The 22,438-nt window shown below is 73.1% G+C and carries 20 protein-coding genes; 12 read left to right on the forward strand and 8 right to left on the reverse strand.

All coding sequences use genetic code 11. The annotated features are described in order from the left end of the window. Positions 1–77: 77 nt before the first annotated feature. Positions 78–359: a glutaredoxin family protein gene (locus HMPREF2863_RS06490; RefSeq protein WP_070638916.1), complete on the forward strand. Its 282-nt coding sequence runs from the start codon at positions 78–80 to the stop codon at positions 357–359. Here the strand turns inward: HMPREF2863_RS06490 and HMPREF2863_RS12175 are convergent, their stop codons facing one another. Next, positions 360–1,178 (reverse strand): hypothetical protein, encoded by an 819-nt coding sequence (locus HMPREF2863_RS12175; protein ID WP_070638918.1) that lies wholly within the window; start codon positions 1,176–1,178, stop codon positions 360–362. Positions 1,179–1,282: 104 nt separating this feature from the next. Here HMPREF2863_RS12175 and HMPREF2863_RS06500 point away from each other — a divergent pair, with 104 nt between their 5' ends. From HMPREF2863_RS06500 to ccsB, 5 genes are all read left to right on the forward strand, one after another. Then, positions 1,283–1,957 carry a histidine phosphatase family protein gene (locus tag HMPREF2863_RS06500; RefSeq protein ID WP_070638920.1) on the forward strand — a complete coding sequence of 225 codons (675 nt, stop codon included), beginning with the start codon at positions 1,283–1,285 and terminating at the stop codon, positions 1,955–1,957. A 198-nt stretch (positions 1,958–2,155) separates the two neighbouring features. Further along, positions 2,156–2,770 (forward strand): TlpA family protein disulfide reductase, encoded by a 615-nt coding sequence (locus HMPREF2863_RS06505; protein ID WP_070638922.1) that lies wholly within the window; start codon positions 2,156–2,158, stop codon positions 2,768–2,770. 11 nt (positions 2,771–2,781) lie between these two features. After that, entirely contained in the window at positions 2,782–3,540 is a 759-nt protein-coding gene (locus tag HMPREF2863_RS06510) for a cytochrome c biogenesis CcdA family protein (RefSeq protein ID WP_070638924.1), read from the forward strand. Next, positions 3,537–5,192: a cytochrome c biogenesis protein ResB gene (locus HMPREF2863_RS06515; RefSeq protein WP_070638926.1), complete on the forward strand. Its 1,656-nt coding sequence runs from the start codon at positions 3,537–3,539 to the stop codon at positions 5,190–5,192. The genes HMPREF2863_RS06510 and HMPREF2863_RS06515 overlap by 4 nt, the downstream gene beginning before the upstream one ends. Positions 5,193–5,194: 2 nt before the next feature. Further along, the gene (gene ccsB, locus HMPREF2863_RS06520) at positions 5,195–6,292 is read left to right on the forward strand and encodes a c-type cytochrome biogenesis protein CcsB (RefSeq protein WP_070638928.1); all 1,098 of its coding nucleotides are present in this window, start codon (positions 5,195–5,197) and stop codon (positions 6,290–6,292) included. 153 nt (positions 6,293–6,445) lie between these two features. On the opposite strand, the gene HMPREF2863_RS06525 is transcribed toward ccsB, so the two are convergent. Continuing rightward, positions 6,446–6,952 carry a PLDc N-terminal domain-containing protein gene (locus HMPREF2863_RS06525; protein WP_070638930.1) on the reverse strand — a complete coding sequence of 169 codons (507 nt, stop codon included), beginning with the start codon at positions 6,950–6,952 and terminating at the stop codon, positions 6,446–6,448. A gap of 78 nt (positions 6,953–7,030) precedes the next feature. On the opposite strand from HMPREF2863_RS06525, the gene HMPREF2863_RS06530 reads away from it, so the two are divergent. Next, positions 7,031–7,306 (forward strand): DUF4229 domain-containing protein, encoded by a 276-nt coding sequence (locus HMPREF2863_RS06530; protein ID WP_070638932.1) that lies wholly within the window; start codon positions 7,031–7,033, stop codon positions 7,304–7,306. A gap of 258 nt (positions 7,307–7,564) precedes the next feature. On the opposite strand, the gene HMPREF2863_RS06535 is transcribed toward HMPREF2863_RS06530, so the two are convergent. The 5 genes from HMPREF2863_RS06535 to HMPREF2863_RS06555 all read right to left on the reverse strand — a co-directional run bounded on the left by HMPREF2863_RS06535 (position 7,565) and on the right by HMPREF2863_RS06555 (position 13,243). Beyond that, positions 7,565–8,437: a 1,4-dihydroxy-2-naphthoate polyprenyltransferase gene (locus HMPREF2863_RS06535; RefSeq protein WP_070638933.1), complete on the reverse strand. Its 873-nt coding sequence runs from the start codon at positions 8,435–8,437 to the stop codon at positions 7,565–7,567. 100 nt (positions 8,438–8,537) lie between these two features. Then, the gene (locus tag HMPREF2863_RS06540; RefSeq protein ID WP_070638935.1) at positions 8,538–9,182 is read right to left on the reverse strand and encodes a GNAT family N-acetyltransferase; all 645 of its coding nucleotides are present in this window, start codon (positions 9,180–9,182) and stop codon (positions 8,538–8,540) included. Positions 9,183–9,350: 168 nt separating this feature from the next. Next, the gene (locus HMPREF2863_RS06545) at positions 9,351–10,604 is read right to left on the reverse strand and encodes an AMP-binding protein (protein WP_070638937.1); all 1,254 of its coding nucleotides are present in this window, start codon (positions 10,602–10,604) and stop codon (positions 9,351–9,353) included. Between the two features lie 73 nt (positions 10,605–10,677). Continuing rightward, on the reverse strand, positions 10,678–12,243 hold the full coding sequence (locus tag HMPREF2863_RS06550) for an aspartate:alanine exchanger family transporter (RefSeq protein ID WP_070638939.1): 1,566 nt from the start codon (positions 12,241–12,243) through the stop codon (positions 10,678–10,680). Between the two features lie 31 nt (positions 12,244–12,274). Further along, entirely contained in the window at positions 12,275–13,243 is a 969-nt protein-coding gene (locus HMPREF2863_RS06555) for a 1,4-dihydroxy-2-naphthoyl-CoA synthase (RefSeq protein ID WP_070638941.1), read from the reverse strand. A gap of 233 nt (positions 13,244–13,476) precedes the next feature. Between HMPREF2863_RS06555 and HMPREF2863_RS06560 the strand changes: the two genes are divergently transcribed. The 4 genes from HMPREF2863_RS06560 (at position 13,477) to HMPREF2863_RS06575 (ending at position 19,213) form a co-directional block, all read left to right on the forward strand. Continuing rightward, positions 13,477–14,190, forward strand: coding sequence for a PadR family transcriptional regulator (locus tag HMPREF2863_RS06560; RefSeq protein WP_070638943.1), 714 nt, complete (start codon positions 13,477–13,479; stop codon positions 14,188–14,190). Between the two features lie 101 nt (positions 14,191–14,291). Further along, on the forward strand, positions 14,292–15,023 hold the full coding sequence (locus tag HMPREF2863_RS06565) for an ABC transporter ATP-binding protein (protein ID WP_070638950.1): 732 nt from the start codon (positions 14,292–14,294) through the stop codon (positions 15,021–15,023). Between the two features lie 86 nt (positions 15,024–15,109). Next, a complete protein-coding gene (locus HMPREF2863_RS06570) occupies positions 15,110–18,310 on the forward strand; it encodes an FtsX-like permease family protein (RefSeq protein WP_141756380.1) in 3,201 nt (1,066 codons plus the stop codon). A 225-nt stretch (positions 18,311–18,535) separates the two neighbouring features. Further along, positions 18,536–19,213, forward strand: a complete 678-nt coding sequence (locus HMPREF2863_RS06575; RefSeq protein WP_141756381.1) for a tyrosine-protein phosphatase — start codon at positions 18,536–18,538, stop codon at positions 19,211–19,213. A gap of 243 nt (positions 19,214–19,456) precedes the next feature. Here the strand turns inward: HMPREF2863_RS06575 and HMPREF2863_RS06580 are convergent, their stop codons facing one another. Further along, on the reverse strand, positions 19,457–21,775 hold the full coding sequence (locus HMPREF2863_RS06580) for a S9 family peptidase (protein WP_070638948.1): 2,319 nt from the start codon (positions 21,773–21,775) through the stop codon (positions 19,457–19,459). 189 nt (positions 21,776–21,964) lie between these two features. Between HMPREF2863_RS06580 and HMPREF2863_RS06585 the strand changes: the two genes are divergently transcribed. After that, positions 21,965–22,351, forward strand: a complete 387-nt coding sequence (locus HMPREF2863_RS06585; RefSeq protein WP_067188572.1) for a transglycosylase family protein — start codon at positions 21,965–21,967, stop codon at positions 22,349–22,351. Positions 22,352–22,438: the final 87 nt, after the last annotated feature.

Below are 22,438 nucleotides of genomic sequence, written 5' to 3' on the forward strand. Positions count from 1 at the left end.
CCCGTCTACACCCTCGATTGTGAAGAGCCCTATAACCCCCGGCGGTCGTTGCCCGCGGTGCCCGTAGGGTGGTGTGCATGGACTCTGACACCACGACGGCGGCCCCCGCCTCCGCCATTCGCCCTCGCGTCCAGCTGCTGGTCAAGGAGGGGTGCCACCTGTGTGCGGCCGCCGTGGAGACGGTCGCGGAGGTCTGCGGCCGGCTGGGGGAGGCCTACGAGCTCCTCGACGGCGCCGAGCACCCGGAGCTGGCCGAGCGGCACGCGGAGGAGATCCCGGTGCTGTTCGTGGACGGCGTCCAGCGCGACTTCTGGCGCGTGGACCCGGTGCGGTTGGAGCGGATGCTCACCGCCGCCTGATCACTTCACGCGCATCGTCTTCGCCCAGGCCCGCTGACGCATGTACTCGGTGGCGTCGGGCCGGTAGGCCATCACGATGCCGGCCACGCCCAGCAGGACCCACACGATCTCCAGGCCCGGCATGCCGCCGAGCAGGCTGGTGAGCATCATCAGCGCGGAGAGCGATGCCAGCACGGTGCCGACGATGCGTGCGGGGCGGGAGCCGGAGCGGATCTTGAAGGCGACCAGCAGGTACAGCACCAACGCCACCAGGGCGAAGGCGGTCATGAACCCGGGCATCAGGTCCATGGTCGTCTGCATCATCTGCTCGGCCTCGGTGCCGGTGAGGCCGGAGGCCTCCACCTGCTGACGGGTGACGTCCTCGACGAGGGCCTTGCCCTCCGGGGTCGTGAGCGCGAAGGCGCCGGCGAGCGTGGAGCCGACCATGACGACCGCGGCCGCGATGATCAGCCAGAACGCCACGGTGATGGACGTGGGCCGCACCGGCTCCTGCACCGGGCCGCCCCACGGCTGGCCGGGCTGCCCCCACGGCTGCTGAGGGCCCCACTGCTGCCCGCTCGGGCCGTTCCAGCCCGGCCCGCCCGGCGGCGGGGGAAAGGCGCCCTGCTGCGGCTGCTGCGGCTGCTGCCACTGCTGCGGCTGCTGTCCGGGAGCGCCGGGCTGCCCCTGCGGTCCGCCGTACGGGTTCTGGCCGTAGGGGTTCTGCCCGTACTCGGAGCCGGCGCGGTACTCCTGCCCGTCTCCGCCCGAGCCGTAGGAGCCTGCGTTCGCACCGCCGTACTCCTGTCCGTAGGTGGGGCGGTCCTGGTTCTCGCTCACGGCGGTGTCCTTCCGTCGGCGTCGGTCGGTCTGCGCGGTCGCGCGGCCTGTGGCCTCCCACGCTAGTGCCTGTCGGCTCTCCGCGTCTCTGACAGACTGGGGACATGAGCGTTCTGGCCACGGTGCATCTCGTCCGTCACGGTGAAGTCTTCAACCCGGACCGCGTCCTCTACGGGCGCCTGCCGGGGTTCGGCCTGTCCGACCTCGGCCTGCAGATGGCGGACGGTGTGGCCGAGTGGTTCGTGGAGCGCGCGAACCGCATTCAGCGCCAGCCGGCCATCGTGGCCGCCTCCCCGCTGCAGCGCGCGAAGCAGACCGCGGCCCCCATCGCCGCGGCGTTCGGCAAGAAGCTGGAGACCGAGCCGAACCTGATCGAGGCGGAGAACGCCTTCGAGGGCATGTCCAACGTGGCCGCCACCCTGAAGTCCACCCCGAGCCTGTGGCCGAAGCTGCGCAACCCCGCACGCCCCTCCTGGGGCGAGCCGTACATCCAGCAGGTGCAGCGCATGGTGGAGGTCGTCCAGCGCTCCCGCGACGTCGCGGTGGACACCCTGGGCCCGGGCGCCGAGGCCATCCTCGTCTCACACCAGCTGCCGATCTGGGTGACCCGCCTGGCCACCGAGGGGCGTCCGCTCATGCACGACCCGCGCCGGCGCGAGTGCACCCTCACCTCCGTGACCTCCCTGGTCTTCGAGGACGGCCGCGAGCGGCCGCGCGTGGAGTACCACGAACCCAATGCGCACCTGCTTGCCCAGGCCGCCAACCTGCCCGGCGCCTGAGGCGCTTCGCGCCCCTTCCCGACGACGGCCCCTCGCCTTCACGCCTGCCTCGCCCCGCCCGGGGCGAGGGGACGGACGCAGGTGCGGGGCCGTCGTCGTGGAGTCCGTCTTCAAGGTTCCGGTCAGGATGGGCGGGCAGACTAGACTGGTCAGAATCCCTGAGGCTGTTTTCCGCGCCTGTGACGAGGAGGTTCCTCCATGCCCGTGTCCCGTCTGACCCGTCGACGTCTGCTGGCGGGACTGGGCTTCGGCGCGGCCGCCCCGCTGCTCGTGGCGTGCGGGGGAGGAGACGACGTCCTGGCCGGCCAGGCCGGCAACGCGGACGGCAAGAACTACATCGCCGGAGACGGCTCCGTGGCCGAGTACGCACAGGCAGAGCGCTCGGAGCCGGTGGAGTTCTCCGGCGCCCTCTTCGACGGCACCGAGGTGTCCGCCGAGTCCCTGCGCGGCGCCCCCGCTGTGCTGAACTTCTGGTACGCCGCCTGCGCGCCGTGCCGCATCGAGGCCCCACACCTGGTCGCCCTCCACGGGCAGTTCGAGCCTGAGGGTGTGAGGTTCCTCGGCGTGAACGTCCGGGACACCGCCACCACGGCCCAGGCCTTCGAGCGCACCTTCGAGATCCCGTACCCCTCCATGGAGGACCTTTCCGGGGACGTGCTGCTCGCCCTCTCCGACTTCGTGCCTCCGCAGGCCGTGCCCTCCACCCTCGTGCTGGACGCCGAGGGCCGGGTCTCGGCCCGTGTGCTCGGCGCCGTCGAGGAGGGCACCCTGCGCGCCCTGCTCAAGACCGTGGTGGACGAGCAGGGGCAGTGACCTCAGCGCCGATGCAGAACAACCCCTTCGCCGAGGCGGTCCTGGACGGATCGCTGCTGGTCGCCGCGCCCATCGCGCTGCTGGCCGGCATCGTGTCCTTCCTGTCCCCGTGCGTGCTGCCGCTCGTGCCCGGCTACCTCGGCTATGTGACTGGCCTCGGGGGAGAACGCCTCGAGGACCGCCGACGCAGCCGCCTGGTGCTCGGCGCCGTGCTGTTCGTGCTCGGCTTCTCCGCGGTGTTCGTGCTGGCCGGCGTGATGTTCGCGCAGATCGCGTTCTGGCTGCAGCGGGACGGAGAGTGGGTGACCCGCCTGCTGGGCGTGGCGGTGATCCTGCTCGGCATCGTCTTCCTCGGCCGGTTCGATCGGCTCCAGACCGAGCGCCGCCTGCACCTGAAGCCCGCGGCCGGACTCGTGGGTGCACCGCTGCTCGGCATGACCTTCGGCCTCGGCTGGGCCCCCTGCATCGGCCCGACCCTCGCCGCGGTCCTGGCCATGGCCGCCGCCGGGGCGGACGGGGCGGCCGGCCGCGGGGCCCTGCTGGCCTTCGTCTACTGCCTGGGCCTGGGCCTGCCGTTCATCCTCATCGCCCTCGGCGTGGAGCGCGGGATGAGCGCCCTCGCCTTCTTCCGCCGCCACCGCCGCGCCGTGCAGGTGTTCGGCGGCGTCCTGCTGATCGTCCTCGGCCTGGTCATGGTGACCGGCCTGTGGAGCGCGTGGACCCTCCAGCTGCAGACCTGGTTCCAGAACGAGGTGAGTCTTCCCCTGTGAGCACCCGAGCGAAGAAGGCCGAGGCGGCGCTGCCGACGCTCGGCGCGAAGGAGATGGCGCGCTGGGCCTGGACCCAGCTCACCAGCATGCGCACCGCGCTGATGCTGCTGCTCCTGCTCGCCGTGGCCGCCGTGCCCGGCTCCCTGGTGCCGCAGCGCCGGGCCGGCCCGGAGATCGTGGACCAGTGGATCGAGGACAACCCGTTCTGGGGCCCGATCCTGGACTTCCTGCAGTTCTTCGACGTGTACACGTCCGTGTGGTTCTCCGCGATCTACCTGCTGCTCTTCGTGTCTCTGGTGGGCTGCGTGGTGCCGCGTGCGATCAAGCACGTGAAGGTCATGAAGTCCCCGCCGCCGCGCACGCCTCGCCGGCTGTCCCGCCTCCCGGAGTCCGGCACCGTGGTGCTGGAGGAGGAGGGCCCGGCACCGGAGCAGGCGGTGGCGCAGGCCAAGGCCTGGCTGAAGAAGCGCGGGTACCGCGTGGCGGACCACTCCGACGAGCGCGGGCCGTCCGTCTCCGCCGAGCGCGGCTACCTCCGCGAGATCGGCAACATCGTCTTCCACTTCTCGCTGATCGGCGTGCTCGTGTTCATGGCCTACGGCGGCATGACGAAGTACACCGGCCAGAAGATCCTCGTGGAGGGGGAGGGCTTCGCCAACAACCTGGTGGCCTACGACTCCTTCACTCCGGGCACGTACTTCAACGCAGACCAGCTGAAGCCCTTCTCCCTCAAGCTCGAGTCCTTCGACGCCGTGTTCGAGCGCCAGTCCGAGACCCACTACGGCCAGCCGATCGACTACACCGCGCGCATGGAGGTCCGCGAGGGTCCCGGCGCAGAACCCGCGGAGGAGATCCTCAAGGTCAATAGCCCCCTGGACGTGCACGGTGTCCGCGTGTACCTCGTCGGCAACGGCTATGCCCCCGTGGTGACCATCCGCGACGGTGAGGGGGACATCGCCTTCCAGGGCCCGGTGGTGACCCGGGTCCAGGACCAGATGTACACCTCCCTGGCGGTCATCAAGGCCCCCGACGCCACACCGGACCAGCTCGGTTTCGTCGGCCTGTTCCTCCCCGCCGCCGTGGAGGGCGAGGACGGCGTCGCGGTCTCGGTGGACCCGGAGCTGCTCAAGCCGCAGCTGATCCTGAACTCCTACTACGGCGACCTCGGCCTGGACGCCGGCGTCCCGCAGAACGTGTACGTCCTGGACACGGAGAACCTCACCGAGCTCAACAGCCGCACGAACTCGAACGGCGGCATCACCCTGGACGAGGGACAGACCTACGAGCTGCCGGACGGCAAGGGCTCCATCAGCTTCGACGGCGTCCGCCGCTACGTCGGCCTGGACCTGCACTACGACCCGGGCAAGTGGGGCGTGGGCGTCTTCGCCGCCACCGCCCTGATCGGCCTGGCCGTGAGCCTGTTCGTCCGTCGCCGCCGCGTCTGGGTGCGGGCGGACACGGACGAGGCAGGCCGCACCAGGGTGGAGTACGCCCTGCTCGCCCGTGGCGAGGCCACCGGCCTGCGCGCGGAGAACGTCGCGCTGCGCTCGGCCATGGAGAAGATGTGGCCGGTGACCGCTCCGGAGAGCGACAATGGACCTGAAGGCGAGGGTGACCCTGCGCCTCGCCACACCCCTGGATCAGGAGTCTGACCGTGTTCAACCCGACGGCCCCCGTCAACGAGCAGCTCGCCCTGTACAGCGATCTGTTCATGCTCATCGCCGCCCTCGTCTACGCGGCCTCGTTCATCGTGTTCGCCGTCGACATGGCGGTGGCCTCGACCACCATCAAGCGCCTCGAAGAGGAGCTGGCAACCGAGCGCGACCTGGCCCGCCACGCACAGCGCTCCGCCGTCTCCGTAGGCGGCCGCGGCGGCGGCTCCACCGCCCTGCTGGACCGTGATCCGGCCGACTCCGCTGCGCTGGACCGCACCGGGGACGGTGCCGAGTCCGACCTGGTGGACGAGGACATGGACTACACCGGCCGGGGCCGGCGTCCGATCGCCAACGTGGCGGTGGCCGTGCTCGGCATCGGCTGGGCCCTGCACGCCTTCGCCGTGGTGGCCCGCGGCCTGGCCTCCCACCGTGTGCCGTGGGGCAACCTCTACGAGTTCATGACCACGGGCGCCCTGCTCGTCACGACCGTCTACCTGATCTTCCTGTTCCGCAAGGACCTGCGCTTCGTGGGCACCTTCGTCACCGGACTCGTGGTGGCCATGATGTGCGCCGCCACCATGGGCTTCCCGACCCCGGTCGGCCACCTGCAGCCGCCGCTGCAGTCCCCGTGGCTCGTGATCCACGTGTCCATCGCCGTGCTGTCCACCGCGCTGTTCACCCTGACCGCCGCGATGTCCATCCTCCAGCTGGTCCAGTCCAACGCCCAGAGCCGCCTGATGCAGGGCAAGGGCACCTGGTCCTTCCTGCGCCTCGTGCCGACCGCCGGTGCCCTGGAGAACTGGTCCTACCGCATCAACGCCGTGGGCTTCGTGATGTGGTCCTTCACCCTGATCGCCGGCGCCATCTGGGCCGAGGCCGCCTGGGGCCGCTACTGGAACTGGGACACCAAGGAGGTGTGGACCTTCGTGATCTGGGTGGTCTACGCCGCCTACCTGCACGCCCGCGCCACCCGCGGCTGGACCGGCAACCGCTCGGCCTGGCTGTCGATCATCGGCTTCGCCTGCATCGTGTTCAACTACACGATCGTGAACATGTACTTCCCGGGCCTGCACTCCTACGCCGGCGTCCCGGAGTGAGCCGGGACGACCGCTGAGACGTCCTGAACACGGACGTGGGGCCCCGGACCGCATCGGTCCGGGGCCCCACGTGTGTCTGCGATCGGCCGGCGGCGCTCCTGCCTCAACGGGCGGCGGCGCTCCTGCCCTCAGCGGGCGGCGGCGCTCCTGCCCTCAACGGGCGGTCGGGGAGTCCGTGCCGGTCTCCTCCGGGCCGTCCTCGCCGTCCGGGCGGCCCTCGCCGTCTGTGCGGCCCGCACCGTCCTCGCCGTCCGTGCGGCCGCTGTCGCGGTGGTCGTCCGCCCCGCCGTCGCCCGTGCGGCCCTCGGAGCCGGGCCGCTCGCGCAGGCGGCGCTCCCGCTCGTTGAGCTGCTTCGCACGGCGTTCCAGGTCCGCCTCGCGCTGGTCCTGGCGGCGCTGGACGCGGAGGTTGCGCAGGAACTCCTCGTCGTCGTCCGGGGCGGACATGCGCGGCTCGGCGTGCGCGGCGGAGGCCGTGCGGGCCCGGCCCAGGATCAGCCAGAGCAGGGGACCGACCAGCGGCAGCAGCAGGACCACCAGGAACCACACCGCCTTCGGCATCGAACGGACCTGGTGCTTCGGCGTCAGCAGCAGCTCGAAGAGGCAGTAGAGCGTCAGGGCCACGATGACGATGATCGCGGGGATGAGGAAACGGGGCATGGGGACCATTCTAGGAATCGGGCGGGGCGTCGTCCGCCCAGGCGGGCCTCACCGGCCGGGTACACCTAGAATGGCGGGGTGCGTTTCCTCCTCTACGGCCTCATCCGCATCGTCGTGTTCGTCGGCGTCTGGTACCTCTGCATGGCGATGGACCTCGGCATGGTGCTGTCCGTGCTGGTGGCGTTGATCCTGTCCTTCGCGGTCGGCTACCTGGGTCTGCGCCGGCTGCGTGACGGTGCGACCGAGGACATGGCGGCCTGGCGTCGGGGCGTGTCCCGGAACCGCCGCGGCAGGACCGAGCAGGCCGATGCCGACGCCGAGGACGCCTACACCGAGGGCCGTTTCCGCAGCTGAGCCACCCGGTTCCCTGCTGTCAACTGGTGAGGACACGCCCTCTGAGCCGGGACTCCGGGCCCTGATGACGGTGAGTCCTCACCAGTTGTCGAGGGGCACCCCCTGTTTCCCGACGACGGCACGCGCCTTCCGTCTGCACGTTCGCCGTGGCCTCCGCCCGGCTCGGCCGGGACGACCCGACCCCACGAGAACGGCCGCCCACCTGCGCCGGTGGGCGGCCGTCGTCGTTGTCTGCGGCCGTCTGGCCGGGGGAGCGGCTCAGACGGTGAGGCAGGCGATGACGAAGAGGATCGCCCAGAAGATCCCGACCGTGGAGGTGGCCTTCAGGACGGGGATGAGCCTGCGCGGGTGGTCCGCCTTCAGGACGGTGCGGGACGGGATCCACGCCAGGGCCGCGGAGAGCACGGTCAGCGCGAACCAGCCGGAGGCGCCGAGCAGGACCAGGGGCAGCAGGGTGGCCACGGCCATCATGCCGATGTAGCCGTAGCGGGCCGGTCGGTCGCCCACGCGGGCGGCGAGGGTCATCTTGCCGACCTCGCGGTCCGTGGGGATGTCCCGGATGTTGTTGGCCATCAGCAGGGCCGTGGAGAACAGGCCGGAGGAGACGGCGGCGACCCAGGCGGCCGCGTTCAGCTCGAGGGCCTGCGTGTAGGTGGTGCCGAGGCCGGCCACGAGGCCGAAGAACACGAACACGAACACCTCGCCCAGGCCCAGATAGCCGTAGGGCTTGGAGCCGCCGGTGTAGAACCAGGCGGCGGCCACGGCGGCGGCGCCGACCAGCAGGAACCACCAGGTGCCGGACAGGGCCACCAGGAAGAATCCGGCGAGCATGGCCACGCCGAAGCAGCCGAACGCCGCGTTCTTCACGTCCTTCGCGGCCGCCTGCTTCGACGCGGTGAGGCGGAAGGGGCCGACGCGGTCGTCGTCGGTGCCGCGGATGCCGTCCGAGTAGTCGTTGGCGTAGTTCACACCCACCTGCAGGGCCAGGGCGACGACCATCGCCAGCAGCCCGCGGCCGAGGTGGAAGCCGTCCAGGGTGTGTGCGGCGGCCGAGCCGGTGACAACCGGCACCACTGCCATCGGCAGCGTGCGCAGGCGAGCGGCGGCGACCCACTGGGACATCGTGGCCATGGGTGCGGTGGACCTCCTGGTTCCGTGCAGGGCGGCCGCGGTGCGAGTCGGCCTCCGGTCATTGTCCCACGCAGGTCGACGGCGGGCGGGCCCGGCGGCGTCAGGCGGGGGAGGGGATCCTCCACATGCCCAGCTGGTGATCGAGCACGGCCCCGTCCACGATGCCCTCCGGGATCTCGAGGACCTGGCGGACCCCGAACCCGAAGCGGCGGTACCAGCCCTCCAGGTGCGGCTCGCACTCCAGGTAGGCAGGCATGCCCCGCGCGTCCACGTGGGCCAGGCCGTCCTCCAGGAGCAGGGTGCCGAGGCCCCGGCCGCGGGACCGGTCGGCTGTGGCGACCACGGCGAGGTACCAGTGCGGCTCGGACGGGTGGGACTTCACGGCGACGGCAGAGCCGCGCCCGCTGACCGTCATCAGGCGCACGGTGCCGCGCAGGCCCAGGGCGCGGACCATGCCGGGCAGCGCCTGGAGACTGCGGAGGGTGGAGGGCCGCCAGTTGCCGGGGGAGGACCAGAGGGCGGCGGCGGTCACGCCGTGCTCGTCCTCAGCGAGCCGAACACGGCCACCGCGGGCCAGGGCATCGGCGAACATGCCGCGGTACAGGGCGGCCATGACGGCCCGGCGCTCGCCCCGGTCCGGGATCAGCTCGGTCCACAGCGGCAGCGTGGACAGGGCCTCGGCGGCGACGGCCGCGAGGGCGTCGAGGTCGGCGGCGGTCGCGTCGCGCAGGTGGGGGGAGCTCATGGGACCAGCCTACGGAGGAGTTGCGCTCAGCGGACTGCGTGCACCGGCCGCTGCATCGTCGCCTGCGAGACGCCGCCTGGTCGAAGGCGCTGGCGAGCAGGGCCGCGGCGGTGAGGAGGTCGGGGCGGGTCAGGTCGCGGGGCGGGGCAGCAGGTACGGCCGCTGAGCCTATGCGGCGGCGAACTGTGCCGTGAGCGCGCGCCGGTCCGGCTTCCCCGTGGACAGCAGCGGCAGGGCGTCCAGGGCCAGCCAGGTCTTGGGCGTCGCCGGCCCGCCGAGTGCATCCTTCACGACGACGGCCAGTCGCCTCTGCGTGTCCTCGCGCCAGGCCTGGGCCCCCTGTACGGGGACGACCGCCGCGCAGAGCCGCTGGCCCCACTCCGGGTCCTCCACGGCGCCGACGAAGACGTCCGCGACGTCCGGGTCCGCCTCGAGCACGGCCTGCACCGCGGCGGCGGAGACCTTCACGCCGCCGGTGATGACCACGTCGTCTGCGCGGCCGGTCACGGCCAGGCGGGGGCCGTCGTCGTGGATCAGGTGGCCGAGGTCCTCGGTGAGGAAACGGGCGGGGAAGGAATCGTCCGGGTGGTCGAAGCAGGCGGCGGTGCGGGCGGGGTCGTCCAGGTAGCCGGCGGCGACCATGGGGCCGGCGAGGCGGACGCGGCCGACGCCCTTCTCGTCCGGGTCGAGGATCTCGGGGGCGACGCCGGGCAGGGGCAGACCGTCGTAGACGCAGCCGCCGCAGGTCTCGGCCATGCCGTAGGTGGCGGTGAGCCGGATCCCGGCGGCCTCGGCGGCGGCGCGCAGGGGAGCGGCCAGGCGGGCCCCGCCGACGAGCACGTGGTCGAAGCCGCCCAACGCTTCCCGTCCGGCCGGGTCCGCGTCCTCGGCGAGCAGGCGGGAGACCTGGGTGGGCACGAGGGAGACGAGCCGCGGCCGGCCGTCGTCCGGCAGCTGTGCGGAGGCCTGCGCGAAGGCGGTGGCGGTGAAGGGTCCGGCGGGCAGGGGCACGACGTCGGTGCCGGCGTCGATCGCGCGGGAGAGGACCGCCAGGCCGGCGACGTAGTGCAGCGAGACCGCGAGGAGCCAGTGGCCGGTGCCGGCGGTGGGGGAGCCGGGGGCGGTGCCGGCGGCGGGGGTGATGGCGGTGGCGGGGCCGCTGCCGCCGAGGCGCGAGGCGGTGGCGGCGGCCGAGGCGCGCAGGGCCGAGGCGGTGAGCACGATCTGCTTGGGGGCACCCGTGGAGCCGGAGGTCCGGACGACGGCGGCGGCGTCCGGGTGGCCGCAGCGGGCGGGGTCCTTGGCCTCGGGGCGGGGCAGGACACGGCCGTCCTCGGTCAGCTCCACCGGGTCGCCGGTGCCCTCCAGGGCGGCGGCGAGGGCCGCGCGGGCGGCGGCGAGTTGGTGGGCTGCGACGGCCATGGCGGGACTCCTGACAGAGGCGGACGGCGGACAGAGGTCGGGCGGCGGCGGTCCGGGCGGACCGGCCGGCCGGTCAGAGCATGAACGGCACAGTGGCGATCTTGACCACCATGATCAGGGCGAACAGCTGGGCGTACCCCTCGGTCACACGGGCGTCGGTGGAGCGGGAGAGCGCGTAGTCCAGGATCGCCGGCTGGCCCGTGATGCCCGCCAGCGCCCCATAGGTGCGATCCACGGACTGCCCCAGCAGCCGCGCCGCGGCGATGAGCAGGGCCGCGGTGAGCGCGGTGAGCACGGCGGACATCAGGATGGCCAGCCCGCCGACCCGGGTGAACACCGTCTCGATGAACGCCGGGCCGGCGGCCAGGCCCACCACGCCCAGGAAGAGCATGAGGCCGAACTGCCGCAGCGTCAGCGCGATCTCCGTGGACGGTTCCCACACCGTGGGTCCCGTCCGGCCGATCGCGCCGAGGGCGAGGCCGACGAGGATGCACCCTGCCGCCGGGCCGAGGGAGAAGGAGGCCCCGCCCGGAAGCGGGATCGTCACCATGCCCAGCAGGTAGCCCAGCGCCATGCCCGTGCCCAGGGAGATCCAGTCCAGGTTGGAGAGCCCCCGCGTGGAGTTGCCGAAGAAGTCGCGCACCGCCTCCATCCGCGGCGCGGTGGTCACGATGAGCACCCGGTCGCCGACCTTGAGCTCGGTCTGCGGGGTGGCCAGCGACTCGACGTCGTCGCGCCGCAGCCGGGCGACGTCGGTGCCGAAGCGCTCGCGCAGGGACAGCGTGCCCAGGCGGCGATCGGCCAGGGCACGGGCCGTGACGATGACCATGGAGGTCTGCAGCGGGTGCATCACCTGAGCCGGGTCGGCGTCGGTGAGGCGGCCGAAGGGCTGCACGGCCTCCTCGATGTTCTTCTCCGTGCCGTCCAGGACGACCTGGTCCCCGGGCTCGATCCGGGCGGCGGAGCCGGCGATCCGGGCCACGCCGCCGTGGCGCAGCGCCACCACGCGCACCAGCCCCTCGGAGATCCCCGGGATCTCCCGCAGAGCGATGGCGGAGGTGGCAGTCGCGACGGTGAAGCGCAGCTTGCCGTCGGTCACCGGCGCCGGATCGCGCGGGGAGCTGCTCCACGGGCGGGCGGCGAGCAGGGTGATCGCGATGATGGTGCCGACCACGCCCACCAGGTAGGACAGCCCGTAGCCCACGGCCGGAGCCTGCTCGCCGGTGAGCTGGTTCGCCAGCGCCATCGCCGGCGTCGCGGTGAGCGACCCCGTCCACACGCCGATCGCCGTCGGCAGGTCCAGGTCGACCAGCGCGGCCAGCGGGTGCACCGTGAAGGCGGTGACGATCACCACGAGGACGGCGGCCAGCATCAGGGGCAGGTTGCGGCGCAGGTCCCGGAAGAACACCTTGCCGGCGCCGAGACCGATCAGGTAGGCGAACAGGGCCAGGCCGAAGCTCTGGAACAGGGCCAGCTGGTCGCCGACGTCGGGCAGCACCGCCCCGACGAGCAGGCCCACGAACAGGGCTCCGGAGGCGCCGAGGCGGATCTTGCCCAGGGGGATGGTGCCGACGGCGGCGCCCAGGGCGACGGTGGCCATGAGGACGAGAATGGGCTGGTCGCTGAGCAGTTCGAGCACGGGCGGGTCTCCGTCCTGCCGTGGTGGCCGGTCAGAAGTAGTACGGGTACGGGGACCAGTCGGGGTCGCGCTTCTGCAGGAAGGCGTCGCGGCCCTCGACGGCCTCGTCCGTCATGTAGGCCATGCGCGTGGCCTCGCCGGCGAAGACCTGCTGGCCGTTCATGCCGTCGTCCGGGAGGTTGAACGCGAACTTCAGCATGCGCAGCGCCTGCGGGGACTGGCGGTTGATGTCCGCGGCGTACTCCAGGGCGACCTCCTCGAGGCGCTCGTGGTCCACGGCCTCGTTGACGGCGCCCATGGCCACCATCTCCTCGGCCGAGTACTCGCGGGCGGTGAAGAAGATCTCCCGGGCGCGCTTCTGGCCCACCTGGCGGGCGAGCAGGGCCGAGCCGTAGCCGGCGTCGAAGGAGCCGACCGTCGCGTCGGTCTGCTTGAACTTGCCGTGCTGGCGCGAGGCGAGCGTGAGGTCCGAGACCACGTGCAGCGAGTGGCCGCCGCCGGCAGCCCAGCCGTTCACGACGGCGATGATCGCCTTGGGGGCGGTGCGCATCAGGCGCTGGACCTCGAGGATGTGCAGGCGGCCGGCGCGGGCCGGGTCGATGGTCTCGGCGGTGTCGCCTTCGGCGTAGCGGTAGCCGTCGCGGCCGCGGATACGCTGGTCCCCGCCGGAGCAGAAGGCGTGGCCGCCGTCCTTGGGGGAGGGGCCGTTGCCGGTGAGCAGGATGGTGCCCACGTCCGGGGTCATGCGGGCGTGGTCAATGGCGCGGTACAGCTCGTCCACGGTGCCCGGGCGGAAGGCGTTGCGGACCTCCGGGCGGTCGAACGCGATGCGGACCGTGGGCAGGTCCCGGACCCAGTTGCCCTCGGCGTCCCGTTCCACCTGGCGGTGGTACGTCATGTCCTGGAAGTCGAAGCCCTCGACCACGCGCCAGCGCTGCGGGTCGAAGATGTCGGAGACCTTCTCGGGGACGGGGTAACGGGCGGCGTTCTGCTCGGTCATGGTGCCGAGTCTAGTGAGCGGCGGGCTCCGGGCGTCTTCGCTGACCACGGCCCCGGGCGATTTCTCTGGCGAAGGCCCCGGCGTTTTCGTTCGCGAAGCGGGAGGCGCCCGCCTCCCGCTTCGCGAGCGAAAACGGATCCGGCCGGGGGATTGACGCTGGGATTCCGGGTATGCACACTTGCTCATACCGGGTATGCATACTCGGAATCCCCTCGCTCGATCCGGAGGACCGCATGTCCGTCAAGCACTCCCTTCTCGCCCTGCTCACCCACGGGCCGCAGTACGGCTATCAGCTGCGCGCGGACTTCGAGGAGACCACCGGCGGCACCTGGCTCCTGAACATCGGGCAGGTCTACACCACCTTGGACCGCCTCACCCGGGACGGCCTGGTCGAGGACCGCGGCGACGACGGCGAGGGCCACCGCATCTACGCCCTCACCGACGCCGGCCGCGCCGAAGTCACCACCTGGTTCCGCACCCCGCTGGCCCCCACCACGCCGCCGCGCAACGAGCTGGCCATCAAGCTCGCCGTCGCCGTGACCACCGAGGGCGTGGACGTCCGCGAGGTCATCCAGGCCCAGCGCACCGCCACCCTGCGCAACCTGCAGGAGTACACCCGCGCCAAGCGTGCCGTCCCCGCGGACGCCGCCGGCGCCGACCTCGCCGGGCTGCTCGTCCTGGAGTCCCTGATCTTCACCGCCGAGGCCGAGGCCCGCTGGCTGGACCACTGCGAGGCCGCCGTGGTCCGCGCCTCCCGCAACCGCTCCCGGCGGGCCCGGGAGCGCGCCGAGCGCCGCGCGGCAGGCCCGGACGCCGTCCGGGGCGTCGTGGCCGACGCGTTCTCCACAGCCCGCGGCGGCGCCGCCCCGACCGGCGTGCCGGGCTCCGCCCGCGGCACCTCCTCCGCCGACATCTCCGCCTCCCGCACCGACGGGGACCTCCGATGAGCGCCCGCCGCGACGACGCGTCGCTGGTCACCGGCCTCACCACCGCCTCCGAGCGGAACGCCTCCGGTCCTCGCCAGGTCCTCGAGCTGGACTGCGTGGACATGGTCTACGGCACCGGCCCCACCGCCGTGGCCGCCCTCCGCCAGGTCACCCTCGGCGTCCATTCCGGCGAGTTCGTGGCCGTCATGGGCCCCTCCGGCTCCGGCAAGTCCTCGCTGCTGGCCGTGGCCGGCGGCCTGGACCAGCCCGCCGCCGGCGAGGTCTTCGTCTCCGGCACCCCGGTGTCCCGCCTGTCCCTGGCCCAGCGCGCCCGCCTGCGCCGCCGTGTGGTCGGCTACGTGTTCCAGGACTTCAACCTCGTCCCCACGCTCACCGCCGCCGAGAACGTCGCCCTCCCGCTCGAGCTGGACGGTGCCCGCCCCGCCGCGGCCCGCACCCAGGCCCTCGAGGCGCTGGAGAAGGTCGGCATCGGCGAGCTCGCCGGCCGCTTCATGGACCAGCTCTCCGGCGGCCAGCAGCAGCGGGTGGCCATCGCCCGCGCGATCGTCGGCTCCCGCTCCCTCGTCCTCGCCGACGAGCCCACCGGCGCCCTCGACTCCGTCACCGGCGAGGAGGTCATGGGCGTGCTGCGCGACCTCGCCGACGACGGCGCTGGCGTCGTCCTCGTCACCCACGAGGCCCGCCACGCAGGCTGGGCCGACCGCGTGGTCTTCCTCCGGGACGGCCGGATCGTGGACGAGTCCTCCGTGGACTCGGTCGACTCCCTCCTCGCCTCCGCCGGCACAGCGCAGATCCACGACGACGGCACCTCGCCCTCCGGCGGTGCCCGGTGAGCCCGCAGCGGGGCCCGGCCCCGGCACCCCGGCCGGGCGGCGCCCGGCCCCAGGACCCGGCGACGGGCGCGCTCGAGGTGCGTGACGTGGTCGGGAAGCGGGACGGAGACTTCGCCGGCTCCCGTCGCGTGGCCCGCAGGATCGCGCTGCGGGACGCGAAGGCGCAGCCCTGGCGGATGCTGCTGGTGGTGCTGCTGATCGGGCTGCCCGTGTTCGGCGTGGCCCTGGCCGGCACGCTCCAGCTGAGCACGCAGGCCGGCAGCTCCTGGGAGGTCGAGCGGCGCTACGCCGGCTTCGACGGGGTGATCGAGCGCGGCATCGTGGCGGACGTCGCCGGGCGGCCCGAGGACTTCGGCAACGTCAGCGCCGAGGACGCCGCCATGTACTTCCCGGACCCCCAGGGGCAGTACTCGGACGTGGACGCCTGGGTCCTCTTCGCCACCCCCGGGGTCCCCCCGGAGGCCGTGGACTGGGCCAGGGAGCTCTGGAGGGAGTCGGCCGGGCGGAGGGCTCAGCTGCCCGCCGGGGTGAGCGTCCACCGGGTGGAGACCGCCACCGTGGAGATCGCCGTCGGCGACCGCCGCGAGTCCGTGGCGGCCCACGTGGTGGACCCGGCCGACACCGCCCTGTTCGGCGCGGACTCGCGCTTCGACGTGCGCTCCGGCTCCCTGGCCGACGGCGTGCTCGTCAACCGCGAGCTCGGACGCCTCGTGGCCGAGGGGGACCGGCTGACCGTGAAGGCCGGCACCCTCGGCGGGCAGAGCCGGGACCTGGACGTCACCGTGGCCGGCACCGTGGTGGACCGCGCCGTGGACACCTGGCGCTGGGAAGAGGTGCTGCCCCTGCCGTGGCTGGAGGACTCGTTCGGCCAGGGCCAGGCGGCCCTGCTGGTCTCCGCCGACTCGGCCCTCGGACAGGAGCTTGCGGGGCAGGTGACGGTGACCGACTACCTGCGCGGTCCCGTCCCGGACGACTACCTGGACGTGCTCGCCTTCGCCCGCGCCGGCGACCGCGCCCAGTTCCTGCCCCTGCTGCACCAGCCGGACAATCCCGGCGCGCAGTTGGTGGACCAGGTGTTCCCCCGCGGCACCTGGGACGCCGCCGCGGACCTGCTCATGGTGCCGCTGCTGTTCGTCGGCGCCCTGGCGCTGCTGGAGACCGGCCTGCTCGCCGGTGCGGCGTTCGCCGTGGGCGCCCGGCGCAGCCGCCGGGTGGGCGCCCTGCTGGCCGTGGTGGGCGCCGAAGCCGACACCGTGGCCGCCACCCTGCGCTGGCAGGGCCTGCTTTGCGGGCTGGCCGGCGCGGTCGGCGGCGGGCTGCTCGGCGTGGGCGTCGGGCTGGGGCTGATGGCGTCCGCCGCGGCCCGCGGCGTGGTGCTGCCCCCGGCCGGGGTGCCCTGGCCGCTGGTGCTGGCCGCCATGGCGATCGGCGTGCTCAGCGCGCTGCTGGCCGCCTGGATCCCGGCCCGCGCCATCGCCCGGCAGAACGCCTGGGCTGCCGTGCGGACCTCGACCGCCGCCCCGCCGCCCCCGTCGAGGGCCCGGGCGGTCTACGCCCTGGTGCTCGTGGCGGTGGCCGTGGCGGCGACCGCGGTGGCCACCGTGTGGCTGCGGTCCCTGCGCACCCTGCCGGAGGGGCAGGTGTTCTTCCCCGTGTACGGGATCGTGCTCATGGTGTCCGTGGCGGTGCTGCTGGCCGGCGTCCTGATGCTCATCCCCATGGCCGTGCACCTGCTCGGCCGGGCCGCCGGACGCCTGCCGCTGAGCGTGCGCCTGGCCGCCCGGGACGCGGACCGCAACCGCGGCCGCACCGTGCCGGTCACCGCGGCGATGGGCGCCGCGGCGGCGATCGCTGTCCTGGCGCTGACCATGCTGGCCGTGACCATGAAGCCCTTCGCCGGGGCCGAGGCCGCCCTGCCGGAGGACACGGTCCTGCTCCCCGTCCCGGACCCGCAGGCCCAGGAGGCCGAGATCGCCCGGATGAAGGAGGAGAACCCGGAGTTCCAGGACGAGTGGATCGGCTACCGGGGCGGACCGGAGAAGGCGCGCGAGCTGGTCCGCCGGGCCGCCGTCACGGCCGAGCTGCCGGAGGTGACCGCCGTGGACGACGTGCTCGGCCTCGCCCCGACCTGTGCGGTGGCGGGCTCCAAGGACTGCCGGGCCCTGGCTCTGACCTACCCGGCCTCCTCGCAGTGCCACATGCCGATCCCCACCCAGGAGCACGTGGTCGAGCGCACCGACGAGCTGTACGGGCGCACCGCCGCCGCCGACCTGCAGCAGTCCCGCGCCTGCGCCTGGGGGACCGACCCGTTCGACGCCGGCGCGCAGGGGTACAGCCCCGCGACCGACCCGGACCAGACCGTGCTGGTGGTGGACCCGGACCGACCAGAGACCATGCCGGCCGCACTGATCCCGGACGCCGGCGCCCGCGCCGCGCTGACCGAGGGCAAGGTGGTGGTCTACGACCCGGAGTACGTCTCCGCGGACGGCACCGTGGACCTGGGCGTCTACACCGAGGACGTGGCGAAGGCCGCCGGCGTGGTGGACGAAACGGCCGATCAGGCGTGGTCCTGGGACCCCGCCGCCGGCGCCTACCAGGGCGACTACCCGCAGTCCGGCGCCGACACCGCCTTCGGCATGGTGGAGAACGCCCCGACCGGCACCGCCCTCTGGGAGCCGGAGGACAGCATCCATCCGAAGGCCTACGCGGCCCCGGCGGAGTCGGCCACCGGCTGGCGCGCCGTGGTGCCGCAGCACCTGCTGCCGCAGCTGGGCCGGCAGGTCGGCCAGTGGGGCCTGTCCGTCAGTTTTGCCGAGGACCTTACCCAGGCACAGTGGGACCGGTTCAACACCGTCCTCGGCGACGAGGGACTCTACCTCTCCGGTACCTCGCAGCCGGCCCCCGGCCTCGACGCGGAGCAGGTGCTCTGGACCATCGCCCTGATCGCCGGCCTGGTCCTGGTGACCGTCTCCGGCATCACCACGGGCCTGGCGCTGTCCGACTCCCGCCGCGACGGCCAGGTCATGGACGCCGTGGGCGCCGCGCCGGGCACCCGGCGGAGGCAGGCGGCCGCGCAGGCCGGTGTGGCCGCTGCGCTGGGTGCGGTGCTCGGACTCGTGGTGGGTGTCCTGCCGGCGGTCTCGATGGGCACCTGGCTGACCGACGGGTTCGCCTGGATGCCGTGGCCACAGCTGGCCGTACTCCTGTTCGGCGCCCCGCTGCTGGCCGCCGTGCTGGCCTGGCTGCTCGTGCCGGGGCGGATGCCGTCCCGGGAGCGGCAGGCCTGAGCCGGAAGGCCCCGGCGCTTTCGTTCGGGAAACCGTCGAGTTCCGGGGTGCTTTCGTTCGGGAGAACGTCGAGTCGGCGGGCGAGGCCTCCTCGCCCGCCGCGCTCCTCCGGCCCGACGACGGCCCCTCGCCTACGGCCCGCCCCGCTCCTCCGGCCCGCCCCTCTCCTTCGTCTCCGGCACTCCCCGGGCCGCGGTTCCCGGCCCGCCGGATACGGTGGTGGGCATGCCGACCTCTCCCATCCCCGTCCGCTGGGACGGCGCCGTCAACGCCTGGCACATCCGCCCGGGCCTGTTCCGCATGGGACGCGCCGAATGGCTGACGGATGCCGGCTGGGCGGAGCTGGCCGCGGAGGGGGTGTCCGCGGTGGTCGACCTGCGGATGCCGCAGGAGGTGAAGCGGTACGAGCACGACCCGGCCCACGCCGGCGTCCCGGCGGGAGTGACCTGGGAGAACCACGCGATCGAGGACGCCGACGACGCCGGGTTCCGCGCCCGCTTCGACCCGTATCCGAACCATCCGGCGCACTACCCGGACCTGCTGGAGCGCTACCCGGACCGCATCGGGGCGGCGCTGGCCCGGACGCTCGCGGCGATGGAGGCCGGGGGAGCGGTGCTGCACTGCTCCGCCGGGCGCGACCGCACGGGTCTGCTCACCGCCCTGCTGCTGCAGTTGCCCGAGCTGCCGGGAGGACCGGCCGACCGGGACGAGCAGCACGCGGTCTACACCGCCGGCGTCCGCGGCATCAACGACTACCGCCGAACGGCGAAGGTCCCGCACCCCCATGAGCGCTGGGTGCCGCCGGAGGACTGGGACGCGCACCTGGCCGAGCGGCTGGCCGCCCTCGACGAGGTCCTCGACGCCTGGCCCGCCGACCGCGTCCGAGCCCTCCTCCCGCGCTGACCGGCAGCCCCGCTTACCCCGGCCCGCCCCAGGCGCTTTCGCTAGCAAAGTGGGAACCGCCCACCCCGCATCACCCGCCCCCGCCCGACAGGCCGCCGGCCGCGCACCCAGGGTGCGCGGCCGGCGTCGTGCTTCACGAGCGGGAACCCGACGCTTTCCCGAACGAAAGCGCGCCGGAACCCAACGTTTTCCCGAACGAAAGCGTCCCGGTCCCTCCCATGTCGCTAGCGAAAACGCCGCGTCTCAGCCGTCGATGCGCTCCGTCGCGCCGAGGCCGGTGAGCACGAACGCGTACTCCCACGCGGTGTCCTTCCAGCCCTGGTAGCGGCCGGAGGCGCCGCCGTGGCCGCCGTCCATCTCGGTGCGCAGCAGGATCGGGGAGCCGCCCTCGGCCAGCGGCGTCGACTGGTCGTTCGTCACGGTGCGGCGCAGCTGCGCCACCCACTTGGCCGGCTCCACGTAGAGCACGCGGGTGTCGTTGAGGCTGGTGACCGCGGCGATCGCCGGGTAGTCCACCTCGCGCACGTTCTGATACGGCGTGTAGGCCTTCATGTACTCGTAGACGGTCTGGTCCTCGATCGGGTTGCCCCACTCCTCCCACTCCAGGGCGGACAGCGGCAGGTCCGGGTCAAGGATGGAGGTCAGGGCGTCCACGAACGGCACCACGGCCAGGCAGGCGCGGTACAGCTCCGGAGCCAGGTTGACCACGGCGCCCATGAGCAGGCCGCCGGCCGAGCCGCCGTGGCAGGCGATGCGCGCCGGGTCCACCCAGCCGGAGTCCACCATGTGCCGGGTGGCGTCCACGAAGTCCGTGAACGACTTCGCCTTGGCCAGCTTCTTGCCGTCCTCGTACCAGCCGCGGCCGAGCTCGCCGCCGCCGCGCACGTGCGCCACCACGTAGACGACGCCGCGGTCCAGCAGGGACAGCCGGGCCACGCCGAGCACCGGGTCCATGGACATCTCGTAGGAACCGTAGCCGTAGACCAGGCACGGGTTCGTCCCGTCCTGGACCAGGTCCTTCCGACGGATCACCGAGAGCGGGATCTGCACCGGCTGGCCGTCCGGGCCGGGCTCGGAGGAGGTCGCCCACTGGCGCTCCACCACGTAGTCCTCAGGGTCATGCCCGGGGACCTCGACCTCGCGGCGCAGGTGCACCTCGCCGGTCTCGGCCTCCACGTCCAGCACACGGGCCGGGGTGATCCAGGAGGTGTAGGCCAGGCGCAGGAACGGGGACTCCCAGGATGCCCAGGTCAGGTGGCAGGCGTAGAGCTCCTCGTCGAACTCCGGCTCGGTGAACGCCATCCCGACGACGGCACCCGCCTCCGCCTCGCCCCTCGCCTCCGCCTCGCCCGCCTCGGCGGCGGCGATCGGGGCCAGGTCGGCCAGGGCGCCGATCAGCACGCGCGGGGTGGTCTCGCGGCGGGCGGAGACGGCGATGTGGGTGGAGGTGACCATGACGCCGTCGACCTTCACCTCGGCCCGGTGCGGCAGCACGGCCCTCCATGCGGTGCGGTCGGCCACCTCGTCCTCGGCGACCAGGGACAGGACCCCGTTGGGGGCGGCGGCGCCGTCGGCGTCCCGGTTGTGCACGATCAGCAGGTGGCGGCGGCCGTCCAGGTCGAACGGCTCCACGGAGGCGAGCATGGCCTCGGTGCGCGGGATGAGCAGGCGCGGAGCCGGCACCTGAACGCCCTCCTCGGCGGGCAGGTCCACCACCCAGGTCTCGGAGACCTCGGAGTTGCCGACGCCGATCAGCAGCTGCGTCCGGTCCGCCACGCCCTCGAACCCGGTCCACATGCCCGGGTCGCCCTCCTCGAAGAGCATGACGTCGTCTGCCGGATCGGTCCCGAGGGTGTGCACCATGACGCGGTACGGCCGCCAGGAGGCGTCCCACTGGGTGTAGAAGACGCGGGTGCCGGTGCGGTCGAAGCGGACGTCGTAGGCGATGTCCTCCACCACGTCGTCCAGCTCCTGGCCGGTGCGCAGGTCGCGGATGCGCAGGGTGAAGCGCTCGTCGCCGGCGTTGTCCACGGCGTAGGCCAGGAGGGTGCCGTCCGGGGAGACGTGCATCCCGCCCAGGGAGAAGAACGGCTTGCCCTCGGCCTCGGCGTTGCCGTCCAGCAGGACCTGTTCGCCGTCCAGCCGGACCCCGGGCTCGATGGCCGGCGGCGTCCAGTCCGCCAGCCGGTCCCCGGTGTCCTGGGCGGGCACACGGCACTGCACCGCGTACTGCTTGCCCTCCTCGGTGCGGGCGAAGTACCACCAGCCGTCGCGGCGGACCGGCACGGACTGGTCGGTCTCCACGGTGTGCGCCTTGATCTCGGCGTAGATCGCCTCGCGCAGCGCCTCCTGGTCCGCGGTGACGGCCTCCGTGTAGGCGTTCTCCGCGTTCAGGTGGTCCAGGACCTCCTGCGAGGTCTTCTGACGCATCCACTCGAAGTCGTCGGTGAACGTGTCCCCGTGGTGGGTGCGGGTCACCGGCTTCGTGGCGGCGACGGGCGGGACGGGACGGTCGGAGGGGGCGTCGGCGGCGCCGGAGGGCTGCTGTGTGGTCTCGGTCATGCCTGCCATCGAATCACACCGGCGGTGTGGTGGCACACGTCACCGGATCCAGCGTGTGCCCAGGGGACTCAGACCGCCGGTGGAGTGCCGGGACAGTCCCTGCTCAACCGCGGGCGGCACCGTGGTGGGCTTCGTCGTCGAGCCCGACGACCACCCGAACTGGAACCGATCAGAAGGAGCCTTCAGACCGTGACGATCCCGCACCAGAAGACCGACTCCCGCACCGGCGCCCTGTCCCGCCTGCGCCGCCCGGCCGCCCTGACCGCCGCGTCGGCCGCCGCCGCGGCCGCCCTGGTGGGCTTCGCCGGCCCGGCCCAGGCCGCGGACACCGGCATCCCGGTGCTGGAGGAGATCAAGCAGTGCGAGTCCGGCGGCGACTACACCGCGCACAACCCGACCTCCTCGGCCTCGGGCGCCTACCAGTTCCTGGACATGGTGTGGCAGTCCACGGACGCCGGCGTCGGCTATGCCTCCGCGGACGCCGCCCCGGAGCACGTCCAGGACGCCGCCGCGGTGGAGCTCTACAGCGAGTGGGGCACCTTCCCGTGGCTGCCCTCGGCCCACTGCTGGGGCTGACCCGCCCCGCCGCGGCTGACCCGCCTCACTGGGGTGGACCTGCCTCACCCCAGACGAACGGCCGCCCGCCCTCCGTACGGAGGGCGG

The organism is Micrococcus sp. HMSC067E09 (assembly GCF_001812555.1).
Taxonomy (GTDB): domain Bacteria; phylum Actinomycetota; class Actinomycetes; order Actinomycetales; family Micrococcaceae; genus Micrococcus; species Micrococcus lylae.